General features: G+C 41.9%; 9 protein-coding genes and 3 pseudogenes. 3 read left to right on the top strand and 9 right to left on the bottom strand.

Annotated elements, in window-relative coordinates; genetic code table 11:
* Window positions 1–204: 204 nt before the first annotated feature.
* Window positions 205–1,377 (top strand): annotated as a pseudogene (locus tag QUD05_RS34425) (S8 family peptidase); the annotation flags it as partial.
* 779 nt (window positions 1,378–2,156) lie between these two features.
* Here the strand turns inward: QUD05_RS34425 and QUD05_RS16070 are convergent.
* From QUD05_RS16070 to QUD05_RS16050, 5 genes and pseudogenes are all read right to left on the bottom strand, one after another.
* Window positions 2,157–3,654 (bottom strand): annotated as a pseudogene (locus QUD05_RS16070) (beta-barrel domain-containing protein).
* A 94-nt stretch (window positions 3,655–3,748) separates the two neighbouring features.
* On the bottom strand, window positions 3,749–4,624 hold the full coding sequence (locus QUD05_RS16065) for an SDR family oxidoreductase (RefSeq protein ID WP_289796930.1): 876 nt from the start codon (window positions 4,622–4,624) through the stop codon (window positions 3,749–3,751).
* Between the two features lie 1,084 nt (window positions 4,625–5,708).
* Window positions 5,709–6,797 carry a fatty acid desaturase family protein gene (locus QUD05_RS16060; protein WP_289796929.1) on the bottom strand — a complete coding sequence of 363 codons (1,089 nt, stop codon included), beginning with the start codon at window positions 6,795–6,797 and terminating at the stop codon, window positions 5,709–5,711.
* Between the two features lie 429 nt (window positions 6,798–7,226).
* A pseudogene (locus tag QUD05_RS16055) lies at window positions 7,227–8,129 on the bottom strand (S1 RNA-binding domain-containing protein).
* A gap of 121 nt (window positions 8,130–8,250) precedes the next feature.
* Window positions 8,251–8,991 (bottom strand): dienelactone hydrolase family protein, encoded by a 741-nt coding sequence (locus QUD05_RS16050; protein ID WP_289796928.1) that lies wholly within the window; start codon window positions 8,989–8,991, stop codon window positions 8,251–8,253.
* Between the two features lie 277 nt (window positions 8,992–9,268).
* Here QUD05_RS16050 and QUD05_RS16045 point away from each other — a divergent pair, with 277 nt between their 5' ends.
* Window positions 9,269–10,252, top strand: coding sequence for a GntR family transcriptional regulator (locus QUD05_RS16045; RefSeq protein ID WP_289796927.1), 984 nt, complete (start codon window positions 9,269–9,271; stop codon window positions 10,250–10,252).
* A 54-nt stretch (window positions 10,253–10,306) separates the two neighbouring features.
* Window positions 10,307–11,506, top strand: coding sequence for an FAD-dependent monooxygenase (locus QUD05_RS16040; protein WP_289799984.1), 1,200 nt, complete (start codon window positions 10,307–10,309; stop codon window positions 11,504–11,506).
* Window positions 11,507–11,519: 13 nt separating this feature from the next.
* Here QUD05_RS16040 and QUD05_RS16035 read toward each other — a convergent pair whose 3' ends face one another.
* The 4 genes from QUD05_RS16035 to tig all read right to left on the bottom strand — a co-directional run bounded on the left by QUD05_RS16035 (window position 11,520) and on the right by tig (window position 16,513).
* Window positions 11,520–12,440 (bottom strand): alpha/beta fold hydrolase, encoded by a 921-nt coding sequence (locus tag QUD05_RS16035; RefSeq protein WP_289796926.1) that lies wholly within the window; start codon window positions 12,438–12,440, stop codon window positions 11,520–11,522.
* A gap of 252 nt (window positions 12,441–12,692) precedes the next feature.
* On the bottom strand, window positions 12,693–14,033 hold the full coding sequence (clpX, locus tag QUD05_RS16030; RefSeq protein WP_104905917.1) for an ATP-dependent protease ATP-binding subunit ClpX: 1,341 nt from the start codon (window positions 14,031–14,033) through the stop codon (window positions 12,693–12,695).
* Between the two features lie 9 nt (window positions 14,034–14,042).
* Window positions 14,043–14,741, bottom strand: coding sequence for an ATP-dependent Clp endopeptidase proteolytic subunit ClpP (gene clpP / locus QUD05_RS16025; RefSeq protein ID WP_104905916.1), 699 nt, complete (start codon window positions 14,739–14,741; stop codon window positions 14,043–14,045).
* Window positions 14,742–15,079: 338 nt separating this feature from the next.
* Window positions 15,080–16,513 carry a trigger factor gene (tig, locus tag QUD05_RS16020; RefSeq protein ID WP_289796925.1) on the bottom strand — a complete coding sequence of 478 codons (1,434 nt, stop codon included), beginning with the start codon at window positions 16,511–16,513 and terminating at the stop codon, window positions 15,080–15,082.
* Window positions 16,514–16,686: the final 173 nt, after the last annotated feature.

The raw sequence follows: 16,686 nt of genomic DNA, 5'->3' as shown, positions 1-16,686 counted from the left end.
TATTTAAGATTTACTCGATAAATTGACTCTGAATAAAAACCGTAATTATCAGAAGCTTTTTTGGTAATAAAATTAGCATTTTATTATTAAATTCCATAGTAATTATTGAGAATAAGGCTTGCTCACACATTGAAATCTTTTTATTGTCAAGGTTTCAAGGCTTTAAACTGTCAAAAAACGGTTGCTATCTTTGAGAAAAAATTTATGCACATTGATGATGTTAATAACAATATATTGTCAAAAAAACAGCTAAATGCCACTTCAATATCCTCATTAGATAGCTTTAATACAAAAGATAACTATAGCCTCAACTTCAGCAACCGTAGTAGCTATAACTTCGATGATGCTGATGTGCAGTTGCTAAATAACGATGAATCTAAAAATAGCAATAACGCTACTAATAATACTTTTAGCACTCAAAATTATAACTCCACTAATGGTTATGGCTTAATTAATGGAGCAGCAGCAGTGGCTAGAGCTATTGGTCAAAATACCTTTGCTGATGTTCCCGATATTGGTGGCAATAATTGGGGAGCAGACATGGTTAAAACACCGGAAGTTTGGGCACAGGGATATACAGGTAAAGGCGTTGTTGTCGCTGTTGTGGATACTGGAGTTGACTATAACCACGAAGATTTAACAAATAATATTTGGACGAATACCAAGGAAATTGCGGGTAACGGTATAGATGATGATGGTAATGGCTATGTTGATGATAATTACGGCTGGAACTTTGCTGATAATAGCAACAACAGCCTAGACGACAACGGTCATGGTACTCATGTTTCCGGCACGATCGCAGGGGAAAATAATAACTACGGTGTCACTGGTATTGCCTACGATGCCAAAATTATGGCTATCAAAGCTTTAGATAGCTCTGGCTCTGGTTCCTATAGTTCCATATCTAAAGGTATTCGCTACGCTGTAGATAATGGAGCTAATGTAATTAACCTCAGTTTAGGAGGCGCATCTTCTAATCGCACTCTAGAGTCAGCCATTAACTATGCCAGCAGTAAAGGAGTAATTGTCGTCATGGCAGCAGGTAATGATGGTGACTCATCACCAGACTATCCCGCCCGCTATGCATCGAAGTCAGGAATTGCCGTTGGGGCAGTAGATAAGAATAATAATTTGGCCGACTTCTCTAACCGCTCTGGAACGAATCCAATCGCTTACGTCACAGCTCCAGGAGTCAAGGTTTATTCATCAGTTCCAAATAATCAGTATGCAACTTATAGTGGCACTTCTATGGCTACTCCCCACGTTGCTGGTGTAGTTGCTTTGATGCTTAGTGCTAACCCTAACCTGACTGATGCCCAAGTACGTCAGATTGTCACAGAAACCGCCGGAAATAGTACACAAACTACAAGCTCTAGTTTTAACATTTCTAATGTCAGTTCTCTAGCGAGTCAAGTTATTGCAGAAACCGCAGGAAATAACACACAAATTACAAGCTCTAGTTTTAAAATTGCTAATGTCAATGCACTAGCGAGTCGGGTAATTGCAGAAACCGCAGTGAATAACACACAAATTACAAGCTCTAGTTTTAATAATTCCAATTTTGGTTCTCTAATCGGTCAGGCAATTACAGAAACTACAAGATATCTAACCCCAGAAAAGATTGCTAGTTTTAATAATTCCAATTTTGGTTCTCTAATCGGTCAGGCAATTACAGAAACTACAAGATATCTAACCCCAGAAAAGATTGCTAGTTTTAATAATTCCAATTTTGGCTTTCTAATCGGTCAGGGAATTACAGAATCCACAAGATATCTAACATCAGAAACAATCGCTAGTTGGAATGATTCTGATTTTAGCCCTGTGATTGGTCAGGCAATTACAGAAACCACAAAATATCTGATATCAGCCGAAGGTAATAGCATATCAACAAATCCAGAATTATGGTCGCAATTTCAAAACTATGAAAAGATTCTGGGCAACATCAATGTGAATAGCAATCAGGATGAGAATAATCCAGATTTTGTCAAACTACTAGAGGGAATGCAAAAACAAATAGATCAGTATAGAAAATTTTTGGGTATGGCTTGAAAATTATAGCGATTTGCAGTTAAGTTCAATACTGCTCGTCTGTCGTGAATAAATGTAGGGGTTTAACAATGCTAAACCCTTACTTGTGGCTAATCTAAGAGACTTTCCTACCTAACAGAAAATGCCTCACTGAACCGCCGTGTCACAGGCTCAGTGATGAATGTCAAAATTGACTTTTTACGAGTGACAATTTCACCTGTAGCAGCCATCCCTGGTGTAAATTCTACTTCTTGACCTCGAACATTCACTGCGTGTTTATTTAGCTTAATTCTCGTCGGAAAAACTAAACCCAATTCTTTATCAGCAATTGCATTTGGACTGACTTGCATAACTTCGCCATCCACAATGCCAAATTCTTGGAAGGGAAAAGTCGCCATTTTGACTTTTGCCTTCATTCCTTGACGAATAAACCCAATATCGCGGTTGAGAACTTTTACCTCTAGAAGCATTTCTTCCCCTTCCGGCAAAATTGACAGCAATTCTTCACCCGATTGTACTGGCCCCTTAGTGGCTTTAACTTTATAAATTGTACCTAGCTACGGGAGCCTCAATCGTTTCTAAAGCTTGTTGCTTCCTCGCTTGCTCTAATTGACCTTGAACAGTTGTTAGTTCTTCTTTACGCTTATTAAACTGCGTCAAAATTTCGCTTTGGCGTTCTGATGCTACACGCTGAGCCTGACTGCGTGCAGCGTTGTAAGCTTGTTCTGCTTGGCGAATTTCTTGGACTTGAGCATCAATATCTTTTTCTAATGATGTGACTTTATCTTGAGCCTCTGTGATTCTATTCTGGGCGTTGATGACTTCATCTTGCGCTCTGGTGATTTCTGTCTTTGCACGAGTTAATCTTTCTTGGGCATCCAGGTAATCGACACGAGGCACAGCGCCAGGAGTAATTAGAGTACGTAGGCTTTTTTCCCTTTCTTGAGCCAGGGCTAAATTACTTTCAATTTTAATTCGGATGCTATCTGCATTGGCAAGGTTGGTTTGAGCATTCCCAAAGCTGCTTTTAGCATTAACTAAGTTATCTTGCAATCTGCTCAAGCGGACTTTAGCTTGATCGATAAGTGCTATTTGGCGATTTGCTTCTGCTTCCGCCGCTGCTTGACGAGATTGGAAATCTTGCAGGCGGGAGCTTAAAAGTTCATCTTGCATTTTCGTGCCAGTAGTTTTGCCTCCAACACGTTCTGCATCCAAACGCTGTAAATCGTCTTGAATCAATCTAGTAGATTTGGCTAGGCGGGAAACGTCAGTTATTTGCAAGTCTGGATCTTTTTGAATCAGAACTTGACCTTTAGTAACGCGATCGCCTTCTTGCACTTTAACAGCGACAATAGATCCTCCACCCAAAGATGTTACCGGTCTTACCTGTGTAGAAGCAATTAATTCCCCCGGTGCTGTTGCTACTTCATCTATTTGGGAGAAGTATGCCCAAGCGATCGCCCCAAATACGATGGCGCTCATCGTTCCCGCTAATAATCTAGTGTACAGGGGCGGCAATTCCTGTACTGCTTTCCCTAATTCATAAGTAAGTTGTTCCTCCGGTTGAGCGAATCGCTCTTTTGTCTGACGTGCTTGAGCAGCATTTGCAGCTAGAGAAGATTTCATTTGTGTCCTTTATCCTTTGTCCTTTGTCATTATTCATTTGTCCTTTGTTATTCACTAATGACAAATGACTAATGACTAATGACTGATGTTTAATTCAAACTGCTAAATAACGCCGCAAAAAATTTTCTAATGTCTCTAATTGGAAGTTAAAAATCGCCTCTAAATTGGCAATTTCATCTTTTGTGCAGAAAAATTCATTTGCTAGCAATGTGCGATAAGTTCCCAAAGCTTTTTGGATTTTGGGATTAAATAAACCCAATGCACCCTGTAACCCATCAATGACAAATAGGGGTGAGTTAATTATTACTGGTTCTTTGGCGAAAATCCGACCAAAAATCCGGGGAATATCTTCTCGCAATAAAATCTCCGGCCCTCCGACGGGTAAAATCTGGTTGCGAGCGCCTTCAACTGTCACAGAATCCACAACCATCCTTGCTAAATCATCAGTACTGACAATTGAGGTACGGTTTTTGCGATCGCCAACCAGCAGATACAATCCCGTTTCCCGAAATCGTTCTACTAGTGGCAGCAAGTTAGATGCTAATCCAGACGGGCGCAAAATAGTGTAATTTAAGCCACTAGCTGCCAAATATCGCTCTACTGCTCGTTTGGCTTTGAAAACGGGAGCATCTTCATAACCGCGATCGGCTCCCAGTACGGAAATGAAGACAAAATGCTCTACGCCATTGGCTTTTGCTTGCTCAATTAGTTCAATATTGGCGCGGTAATCTAAAGATAGGGCATCGCTATCAGAACCGTGGGCGCTGATAATATACCGCACACCCTGACTAGCTTTCTGGATATATTTTTCCTCTAGCAAGTCACCAATGAAAATTTCTGCACCTCTGTGTTCTAACTCGCTATAGCGCGAAGTAAGGCGGACAAATGCCCGCACCGACTGTTCTCGTTGTCGTAGGAGTCGTACAACTCTGCGACCAATTCCTCCCGTTGCTCCAGTTACCAGAAACATACAAATACCTAAATTGAATAGTTACAGAGTTTATAGTTGTCAAAATGCTCGATATATGATCAAAACCCATTGAGCAATACTTAAATAGAGATATGAGCATATTTTTATATTTTGTTACCATGCTCAAGATAGTCTCACACCAATAAGGAATAAGAATTAAATAACATCGACTTTTGTAGGTTTGGTTGAGGCAGGAAACCCAACATCTCTGGGGCGTTGGGTTTTGCAGACTCAACCCAACCTACACAAGTTATTAAATCCACGATCCTAAGTCACACCTTATTTATTTTAATACTCTAAAAATGATCCCCCATATTTTTGTAGATGTCGGGGATAGAGTAATAGGAGGGTGCAACACGAAAAAGAGGGATGTCGGGGATGCAGAGGAGGCAAAACAATAGACCTCTTACAAAAGCCCCTGACACCCCACCCCGCAAGCGGGGAGGAGAGACAAAGCGTAGCTTTGGCGGGGTGGGGTTCTTTCTTATTTTTGATTTATGCAAGAGGTCTAATGAATAAAGAAGCAATTAAAGAAAAATCATAAGAGTTTTGCCGTCGTGCAATTCAAGAAGCATTAGATAAAGATAAAGAAAAGTAATCTTAAAGAAATAGTTGTCATAACTGTGAGAATTACTGGTATGAGTCAGCAATCAAGCATATTGCTTTCTTAGTATGCTTGATTACTTGCGGAAAACACCAAAATGAGAAAGCAAACTGGGGTTTGAGTAAGTCAAACGTCATTTTACTTGCGGAAAACACCAAAATTAGAAAACAAACACAGCTTTAGAAAACAAACACAGCTTTTGAGTAAGCAAACTGGGGTTTAAGTAAGTCAAATACCATTTTGCTTATTAAATTCGACTTTATATATTTTTTCGATTAATTAACTAGTACAACATGGCGGAAATAAACTATCTATTCCAAATCAATGAAATGCTTATGCTATATTCATTTTTAATTCCGCCTTGCGGTGCTAGTTATTGTCCATCGTGACTTTTTCGGCTTATTGCCTGGCTTGGACTGTGGTCGATATTTATTGCAAAATCCTCAGATTTAGCAGCATATTCATTTGCAATAAACCTTTTTAACTGTCGCTTGTAGGACAAGGAACAGACTTTTTACCTGACCAATCTGTAAGAGTATTTTCATCTTTATAATGCCGGGGAGTTTTCAGCAGCAAATACCAAGCTTTTCCAGCATCCAATAAATTAAATTTTTCAGAATAGTGAGTTTCTAACAAGTCCCTAACCATAACATAATAGTCCGAGTTCATTCCTGGAAAAATATGATGTTCAGTGTGATGAGAAAAATTTAAATGCAACAAGTCAAATATTTTGTAAACCCGGAGAGACATACTATTAATTAGTGGGTCATTAACGCTGGTCATCCGACAAAGTAAATGATTTGTATAAATATAAAAAATCACTCCAGCATAACCAATTGCAATCGGTAAAAAGTAACCAAGTATGAGCTTTATGGGGTCAAATTGGAGATAGATGAGGATACTCAGATGAATCACGATCATCATCAATAATTCCCATGCGATCGCTCGACGATCTTTAGGACTGACTGTAAATGCAGCAGGAACATAATCGACGGATTTATGATTGAAAAACAGCACAGATGTCAGATTGCGAAAAGTATGTACTCCCCAAGCAGAAGTCATTCCCACTATGAACCATACAGGATTGACTTCAGTTGAAGGTACAAATAAGTCCTGAATCCATTTTCCCCAGGTTGAAGATTGTTCATACAAGTAATTACGATCTGGGTCGCCTAAATCATTAGTGTGATTATGATGTACTCGGTTATGAACTGCTTTCCATAACGTTGGTGGCATCCATAACATTGTTAGCCCTAAAAGACCAATGATATAGATTAATCGAGGATTTTTAATTACGCTACCATGCATCAAATCGTGGGTGCTAAATAGTAAGACAACCACGCTATTGCCCATAATTATGCTTAAAGGTACATAAAGCCATAAAAAATATGGCGACCAAGAATCTAACCGCGCCGCTATCATCCAACCTAGTATCAAAATTGCCAGATTAATGAACAATATAATTAACTTACTTGGATCGGGAATAAATGCTTCAGGTGGCATCAGAGAACGTAATTCTTTCGCATATATTTTCTGATGAATCAGTTTTGGCTCGGTACTAACATTCATAAATAATTGTCACGTAGAGAATTTAGCTGAGTGAAATTTTGCGGTAAATCGTAACGTTTTTAAAATCGGACGATTCAATTCACAATAGGTAAAGCTCTAAATATACCACACAATATTTTTACAATAGACCTATTGGAAAATTTTGGCATCGCCCACAAGTAAACCTCAGAATAAATTCTGAGGCTTACAATTTAAAGCTGGCTAAAATTATTGCCAGAGGCAAGAGGTCTAAATCTATGGAAAGCTTTTTTAAGTTACAATTCCCCTACATATTGGTAGATGCAGGGGGATAAAATAACCCACTATTTGGATTATCGATCAATTTTTGGGCGCTATTCCCGATTAATCCTACCTACCGCAGATGCGATGCCTACGACGGGCTACGCCTACGCACTATTTATAACTTTGTGCAAGCAGCCCACCTCAAAACTATTCAGATGCTTTATTATTAGCTCTATTAGCACGCACCTCAGCCGAAGCCATAACCTCATCGAAATTTTCTAGTACTTCGCCAGGGAAGTTTTCCAAAACTCTGGTAGAAAGAGCAACCCGCCCTTTACCCTCATCCAAGTCAATAATTACAGCTTTAATTGGCTGACCAACTTGAAATACTTTTTCTAAAGAATCAATAAATTTTTGACTTACTTGCTTGATATGAAGTAAGGCACTCATCCCACTTAAATCGACAAATACACCAAAAGGTTTGATGCCAGTAACTTTACCTTCCACCAGCTAGCCTAGTTCTAATAAGCTGAAGTTGCTAGAACGAGTTGCTAAACGTTGAGAAAGAATGAGTTTGTTGGTGTTTTTATTAATTTCCAAAAAACCCACAGTCAGATTTTGACCTTTGAGTGCATCTAAATTATCACGCTCTGCCAGGTGCGATCGCGGGATAAATCCCCGCAAAGAAAGAATATCGACGGTGACACCACCTTTATTCACACCCATAACCCGTACTTGCACAGTCTGAGCGTTTTCCTGCATTTCGGTCAGTCGTTCCCAGATGTGCTGAATTTCCAACTGCTTTCGAGAAAGGGTAACTTGCCCTTCTGCATCTTGATCTCGGATAATCAAAAACTGCATTTCCTCTTGCAATGGCAGCACTTCCGATAAATCGGTAACTGCTCTCAAAGAAGCCTCATCGCGCGGCAGAAAAGCTGACGACTTGCCACCAATATCAACATAGGCTCCATCATGGTCAAGTTGGAAAACTTTGCCATTTACGAGCTGTCCCTTTTGAAATTGGTAGTCGTGTTTTTCTAGTGCTTTGGCAAAATCGTCCATTGTAAAGGGCGAATTGGCTGTTTGAGAAAGTTTCGATTCGGAATTCATGACTTTTGAAGATTAGTTTTTATTTGATATGGTGCAACTGAAGTTTAAATTGTCATTTGTCATTTGTCATTTGTTATTCACCAATGACCAATGACCAATGACGAACTTGGGTGCGTATGCTTCAGTTTAGTTGACCAAAGAGTTGTTTTACTTGCTCCCAAGCATCGGCCGCAGCTTTAGGATTATAACTGGCACGGTGGTCGCAGAAAAATCCGTGATCAGCTCCATCGTAGCGAAACACACGATGAGGAATTTTATATTTTTCTAACTCTGTTGCAATCTCATCTACTTGTTCGGCTGGAATGCTAGCATCTTCTGTGCCAAAGAAGGCATAGAGAGTACCTGTTATTTCTTCGGTGCGGGTGACAGTAGGAGCGCCACCTCCCGGTGTGCGAGTGGTAATTCCAGCACCGTAGAAGGAAGCGGTAGCTTTAATATCTGGCAAGGTGGCTGCAAGATATGCGACATGACCCCCAAAGCAGAAGCCAATACAGCCAAAACCATCTTTTTTTACTTGAGGCAGATTTTTGAGGTAGTCAATTGCTAGTTGAATATCGCTTAATAACTCTGAGGCTTGAGTTTGCATGGCGTAACTTCTGCCCGTTTCAATATCTTCGGGTCTGTATCCGGTTTCAAAGCCAGGGGCAATCCGTTGAAAAAGTGCAGGTGCGATCGCTACATAACCAAGTTGGGCAATCCGTTCTGTAACTTCTCGAATGTGAGTGTTGATACCAAAAATCTCTTGCAATACTACGACTCCTGGGTAAGATCCAGGTTCTTTTGGTTCTGCAAGATAAGCAGACACTTGAATATTATCTTGCAAAAGATTAATCGTTGTGGTAGTTGTTGCTTGCTCTGTCATAATAATTTTTACCAGTGCTATGTGATTAGCCGTGTGTTTATTTGATATAACTATGCCAGTATGCCTAGCTTTTTTCTAATTAAATTATCAATAACCAATAGTGAGCGCATTAGAAATTTGTATCAGAAAAACTTTATATGTAAATAAACATATTTGAGACGTAGCAAATGTAGCTGGTAACAGAAGGAGGGCTGAGTTAAAAGTGTTGAGTATAAAAGCAACACTTAATACTCAAAACTCAGCATTCATTAGCACTTAGTATTCAGGAGGTTTGGTGATGATTCAATTCCGTATTCAGCCAGACAGCGAAATTCCCGCATCAACCCAGCTGTTTAATCAAATCCGATTTGCGATCGCTTCTCGGCAATATCCTCCTGCTTACAAATTACCAAGCACACGGGCGCTGGCAATGCAAACAGGTTTACACCGGAATACCATAAGTAAGGTTTACCGTCAACTAGAAGAAGACGGATTTGTTGAAAGTATGGCTGGTTCGGGTATTTATGTTCGCGCCCAAGGTCATGAGGGCGGTAGTAGGCTGCAATCACCAATTCTCAAACAAAATCCTGATGCATATCAAGTTGTCCAGCAAGCACTTGATGAGTTGCTTTCTCAAGGATGTTCGCTAAATCAAGCTAGAGAGCTATTTTTAGCGGAAATTGACTGGCGCTTGCGTTGTAGTGCGCGAGTATTGGTTGCAGTGCCGTCTTATGATATGGGTGCTGGAGAATTGATGGTGTATGAATTAGAGCGATCGCTAAAAATTCCAGTCCAGTTGGTAGCAATGGAAGAATTAACAGCTGTGTTAGATAAAACTACCTCTGCGACAGTCGTCACAAGTCGATATTTTATCAGTAATGTGGAAGCGATCGCAGCTCCAAAAGCTGCACGAGTAATTCCTCTGGATATCTACGACTACAGCAAAGAACTCAGCATCTTGAAAACCCTACCAAAAGAAAACTGTGTTGGGATAGTTAGCCTCAGTTCCGGGATTGCGCGAGCAGCAGAAGTCATCCTCCACGGTTTGCGGGGCGATGAACTATTGGTGATGACTTCGCAACCAAAAGATGCTTACAAACTTCAGGCAATGGTTAAACGGGCTGAGGTCATCATCAGCGATCAAGCCAGTTATGCAGCAGTGCAAGCAGCCGTACAAGCCTCTGATGAAGATATTATTCGTCCACCAAAGCTGATTAAGGTGGAAAATTATATCGGCGCTAACTCGATTAACTTGCTAAAACGAGAGCTGGGTTTAAGTTAATCTCAAGATAATTTGACCAACATCTTTGAGAGCAACTGATACCGGAGGGATGGGATAGTGCAGATTGTGATTGTGGGTGCAGGTCCAACAGGTGTAACCCTTGCCCTGCTCCTTGTAAAACGTGGTATTGCTGTAACGTTAATTGAAGCAGCAAAAGACTTTCATCGTGTATTTCGCGGTGAAGGATTAATGCCCAGTGGTTTAGAAGCCCTAGAGGAAATGAGTCTATCGGCGTTGTTGGAGGATATTCCCCATCGGCAAATCGACGCATGGGAATTCATTATCGGGGGCAAGCAGTTGTTTCGAGTTGATGAACCAATGGGGGCAACCCGACCCTGTACACTGGTTTCACAACCACCACTACTAAAAGCACTGATTTCGGAAGCTCAAACCAATGATGGATTTGAATTTATCCAAGGTGTTACTGTCAAAGATTTACTGTGGAGTAATCAACGTGTTGCAGGTGTAGTACTAAGCGATGGGAAAGAACTTACTGCTGACTTAGTGATTGGGGCAGATGGTCGAAATTCTCTTGTGCGACAACGTATAGGGTTGGAATTGGTACGTCAGCCCAAAAATATTGATATTCTCTGGTTTAAACTTGCCGCCAGTCCTGAGTTTGCAGCCGATAATGTGTTTCGTACAATTGTAAATGGCGATCGCATATTTAGTATCTTTCATGGAGCAGAATCAGGAAAACTGCATCTAGCTTGGGTGATGTCCGCAACCGAAAACACTGACCCCAAGCAAGCCAACTGGGCAGAGATTTTTGCCTCACTATCACCCTCATGGCTAGCAAAGCATTTCCGTAATCATGCAGACACAATTGAATCCCCCATTCGGCTTTCTGTTGTGGTTGGTTATTGTCCAAAATGGCACGTACCAGGAGTACTGCTTCTGGGTGACGCTGCACACCCAATGTCTCCTGTCCGCGCTCAAGGAATTAATCTCGCATTGCGTGATGTGATTGTCGCTGCTAATCATCTTGTGCCGTTGTTGCAAAAAGAAGCTAGACACCAGGATATTGACATGACACTATCGCACATCCAAGCAGAACGCGAGCCAGAAATTATCCGCGCCCAACAACTCCAGTTAGCGGAAGCTAGACAAGGCGAACTACTGCGAAAAAATGCACTACTGCGATTGCTGTTGATTCAACTTGCTCCCTTGCTCCGTAAAACAATTCAAAAGTCTTGGTTAAAGCGCCAATATAAAATGCGTCAAGGTATCACACAGGTACACTTAACTGTCTAAAAATCGCCAGCAGTTATCCCACTTGTGGTTTTGGCGTGTTAATTTGCAAAAACTCTTGTACCCGTTGCAGATAAGTTGGGGCATCTTCCAACATTGGGAAATGCGCTGTGTTAGGAATCATCACAAACTCCACTTTGTCATTCAGTGACGCTGCTTGACGCCCCATCTCGGCTGGAATAATCTTGTCATACTCCCCAGCTATAAGTAGAGTCGGCACTGTCAGCTTAGCAAACTCTTGCGGCATCACTTCAGATTGAGCCTTACTGACTGAAGTAAAAATTGTCCCTATTGCTGCATCGTAATCTGCTTCGAGAAAATCTTCTAAAAAAGCTTGCCGCTCAGAATGTGGTATGGAACTATATAAAAATCTAGCCATAAACATCCGGTCAACAAATGGGATTTTGCTTAACCATTTGGGACGGAATTTCACTACATAGCCACCGAATTTATGAAAAGCACTAAAAGATTTTTCGTCGTACTCGAAAATGCCGCTACAAGTTAAAATTCCTCGTTCTACTCGTTCGGGATAGCGGTTAAAAAATAAAGTGGCAACAGAAGCGCCCATCGAATGAGCATTGATATAAACACGCTGAAGATGCAACCCATCTAACAAGGCTGCCAAATCATCAGCGTATTCCTCTAATTCATAGGTTAACTCTCTGATTGCCTCTGATTCTTCCTGTGGGGATTCAGATTCGGCAACAGCTTCACTTGCTTGGGCGATAGTTGGCTTTCCACCAGAACGGCCAAATCCCCGCATATCGTAGAGTAAACAATCAAATTGCTCTGATAAAGTATCAGCAGTATTTTGCCAATATCTAGCCGAACCAGCCCAACCATGCATAAAAACCATCACTGGTTTTACCAAAGAACCGGATGGTTTTTTCACCCATTCGTAGTAATGCTCAACGCCACGAACGTTAATATAAGGCATTAGTCATTTGTCCTTTGTCAGTTGTCATTAGTCCCTGGTATATGGTTATTATTCCTTATTTTTTGACCAATGACTAATGACTAATACAACTCTTGGAGAGGCTGCACTTCTCTTCGAGACGCTGCCCGTAGCTTGCTTCCCCGGAGGGGTACGACTACGCTCAGTGGCCACGCCAACGACTACGCGGTAGTTGAATCTCGACTTCGCTCGATTACCGCGCAGTCGAAACTCAGTACAAATGACTAATGACTATTAAGCTGATTCTGGCTTCGGTAGTGAAGATGGATGTACTATCAGTTCAGCAGTAGATCGCTTCTCGACCATTTCTCTTGTAACTGTACAGCGTGTCACATCCTTACGGGATGGTAACTCATACATTACATCCAACATCAATTCTTCGACAATACCACGTAATGCTCTAGCACCAGTTTTACGGCGGTAAGCTTCTTGAGCGATCGCTCGTAAAGCATCTGCTTTAAAATCTAGCTGGACATTATCCATCTTCAGCAGCTTTTGGTACTGCTTCACGAGGGCGCTGCGTGGTTGAGTAAGAATCGCCATCAGCGCTTCTTCATCTAGCGGATCTACTACTGCTACCATTGGCATCCGCCCAATAAATTCTGGAATCAGGCCAAATTTTACTAAATCATCCGGTTCTAGATGGCGAAGAGTGTCTGCTGCTCGTTTCTCCTTCGATTGACCTTCTCCCGGTTGCACAAAGCCGATTGCTTTTTTGCCAACTCTCTGGTCTACAATCTTTTCTAAGCCTACAAAGGCACCACCACAGACGAACAAAATATTACTCGTATCAATCTGGATGCAGTCTTGATAAGGATGCTTGCGCCCTCCTTGGGGTGGTACATTAGCGATCGTTCCCTCTAACATTTTCAGCAAGGCTTGCTGCACGCCTTCGCCAGAAACATCGCGGGTAATTGACGTGTTCTCGCTCTTACGAGCAATTTTGTCAATTTCGTCAATGTAAATAATTCCCCGTTGGGCTTCCTCTATATCCAAATCTGCCACCTGCAACAGTCGCAGCAAGATATTTTCCACATCTTCTCCCACATACCCCGCTTCCGTCAGCGTCGTCGCATCGGCTACGGCAAAGGGTACATCCAGGATTTTTGCTAAGGTTTGCGCTAAGAGAGTTTTGCCGCAACCAGTCGGGCCGATTAACAAGATGTTGGACTTTTGCAGTTCTATGGCATCATCTGACCCAGGTTTGCCACTGGCTTTAGACTGAATGACTGCCAGCCGCTTGTAGTGATTATAAACAGCTACTGACAGAACTTTCTTCGCTTCGTCTTGACCAATAACGTGTTCGTCTAGATACTTTTTAATCTCTCTTGGCTTGGGTATTTGATTAAACGAAATACTAGCAGAGTGAGTACGCCGTTTTTCAGGTGGCTCTGCTCTTGGTGCTGGTTGTGCTGCCGCACCATTAGTATCGAGTAACTCCTCGTCTAGTATTTCATTACACAAGTCAACGCATTCATCGCAGATGTAGACTCCCGGCCCTGCGATTAATTTACGCACCTGCTCTTGAGACTTGCCACAAAATGAACATTTTAAATGGGAGTCGTACTTAGACATACCAGCCTCTTATTTCAGAATGGTGACGTTTTCCCCTGCTACGGGAAGATTTTGCCTGGAAATGACCTGATCAATCAAACCGTAGTTTTTTGCCTCTTCTGCCGACATAAAAAAGTCGCGCTCAGTATCTGCTTCAATTCTTTCTAAGGGTTGACCAGTATGGTGAGCCATTAACTGATTCAACTTAGCCTTAACGTAAAGAATTTCTCTGGCTTGAATTTCAATGTCAATGGCTTGACCTTGAGCGCCACCAAGTGGTTGGTGAATCATAATCCGGGAGTCGGGCAGAGACATTCGCTTACCAGCAGCTCCTGCTGTCAACAAAAATGCCCCCATGCTCGCGGCTAATCCAAAACAGATGGTAACAACATCAGGGCGAATTTGCTGTATTGTATCATAGATTGCCATCCCTGCGTAGACGGAGCCGCCAGGAGAATTAACATACAGTTGAATGTCTTTTTCTGAGTCTTCGGCGTCTAGGAATAACAACTGAGCCACAATTGAGTTGGCTACGGCATCGTCTATTGGCGTTCCTAAAAAGATAATCCGCTCTCGCAGCAGGCGGGAGTAGATGTCGAAAGCTCTTTCTCCCATGCCAGATTGCTCTATCACCATTGGTACGATGTTGCTAGGGCTGCTTAACTGGGAGTTAATGTTTATTCGACTTAAGTTGCTGATTGGGGAATTTCCCGACTGCGATTCAAGCATACAAGCTTTCTTTGACGATTATTTAGGACAAATGTTTCAGCAGCGGATACTGCCTTTTCAACGAATGGAATTTTTATAAGCTACGTGTTAACCATTATGCCTCATATAATTTCCTCTCGTGTAACACAGTATCAAGCTCAAGTGATAACAGGTGTCACTATTTGCCGAAAATTCATTAATTCNTTTAATTATTTTGACTTCATCCCTGAGTTANNNGGCATTGGGCATGGGGTATGGTGCATTGGTTATTTCCCTCTACTTCCTCATCTCCCTTACCTTACCCATTTCACCAGTACTTTAACTCAGAACTGGTGAACTCATGGTTGTGGGATTTTTTATTATCCTTCTGTAACTTCTGTAGAAGCCTCGCTGTTTTCTTCCTCTGTCTGAAGTGCATCAGCATCAGATTCTGTGTCTTCCGTTTCCTTTGCAGGACTCAAGGAACCTTCGGGTACAAGTTCAACTGAGGAGTGTTCTAAGAGCCAATCGATGATTTTTTCGGTTAACAGTTCGTTTTCCACGATTGAGCGCAGTTTATCTTCATCAACGTCCTGTTCCTCTGGGTACTGCTCTAAAAGTTCTGTGACTCTGGCTGCGATTTCTTCTGGTGTTACCTCGATAGATTCGCGTTTCCCGATTTCCCGCAAGGATAAGGAGCGTTTGATACGTTCAATTGCTTCAGTACGCGATCGCTCCCGCAATTGCGGAATAATATCTTGAGTAAACAACTTTCTCACATCCAATCCCTGCTGAGACAGCCGGATTGCTGTTTGCGTTAGCATTGCATCCACTTCTTGCTCAATCAAAGTTGCTGGTAAGTCAACTTCTACGTGCTTAAGCAGTTCCGTTAACAAGGCTTCCTGCTTATTGGTTTTTGTTTTGTCGTCCGCCTCTTTTTGATATTGCTCTACCAAAGAAGCGCGTAACTCCTCTAGGGTTTCAAAATCGCTGACTTCCTGGGCGAAATCGTCATTGACTTCTGGTAGCTCCTTTTCCTTTAATTCTTTGAGCGTCACGGTGAAAGTTGCTGCTTTTCCAGCTAAATCTTCATTAGCATACGGGTCTGGGAACTGCGCCGCAATTTCTTTGGTTTCTTCAGGATTCATCCCGACTATTCCCGAAATGAAGCCTGGAATAAACTTATCTTCTTGCAACTCAACTTGAAAATCAGTTGCTTCGGCTCCGGGAATCGGTTCTAGTTCAGCGGTTTCGTCCTCGCCCTCAACTCTAGCGAATGAACCTTTAAAATCGACTACGGCAATATCGCCGATTTGGGCTGCACGTCCTTCCACAGGAATCAATGTCGCCAATTCTTGACGTTCCTTGTCAAGGTTAGCGTCTACTCGTTCTGGATCGTACTTAACTTCTTCAGCTTTGACTTGCAAATCGGTGTACTGAACTAAATTTACTTCTGGTTCTACATCGACAGCCGCCGAAATCGTCAGGGGTTTTCCAGGTTCATAATTATTAATCAAATCCTCAAAGGAGGAGCGCAATTGCGGCTGACCGATTGCTGGGATGGCTTCTTGTTTGACTGCTTGCTCAATACCATCTTGAATTAGTTCTTCCAGCGCCGCTGCCTTGATTCGAGTTGTACCCAGCCGTTGTAGTAATATCGGCCGAGGCACCTTGCCTTTACGAAACCCAGGAATATTGGCAGTACTCGCTAAGTTTTTAATGACCTGTTCGTAAGTTTGCTTGGTAATTTCCGGCGTAATCTCTATTTCCAGGCCAATTTGGCTGGCGGGAAGTTTTTCCTGGGTGACTTTCATGCTTTGTCTCTAGTTTTCTGGTATTTTATACTCCGAGTACACACAAAACGCAAAAAATAATTGTTTGCGTTTATGGCTTGATGTCTCTTAGGGGTAATGGGAGTTTGCCAAAAGGTCTTGTGACATCCAAAGATGGATGTTTGTCCTGGGGCAAAGATCCAGTTTACTGCCAA

The organism is Nostoc sp. GT001, from assembly GCF_030382115.1.
GTDB lineage: Bacteria > Cyanobacteriota > Cyanobacteriia > Cyanobacteriales > Nostocaceae > Nostoc.
Note: the sequence above shows the minus strand (reverse complement) of the source record. Positions and strands in the feature narration are given on the sequence as shown.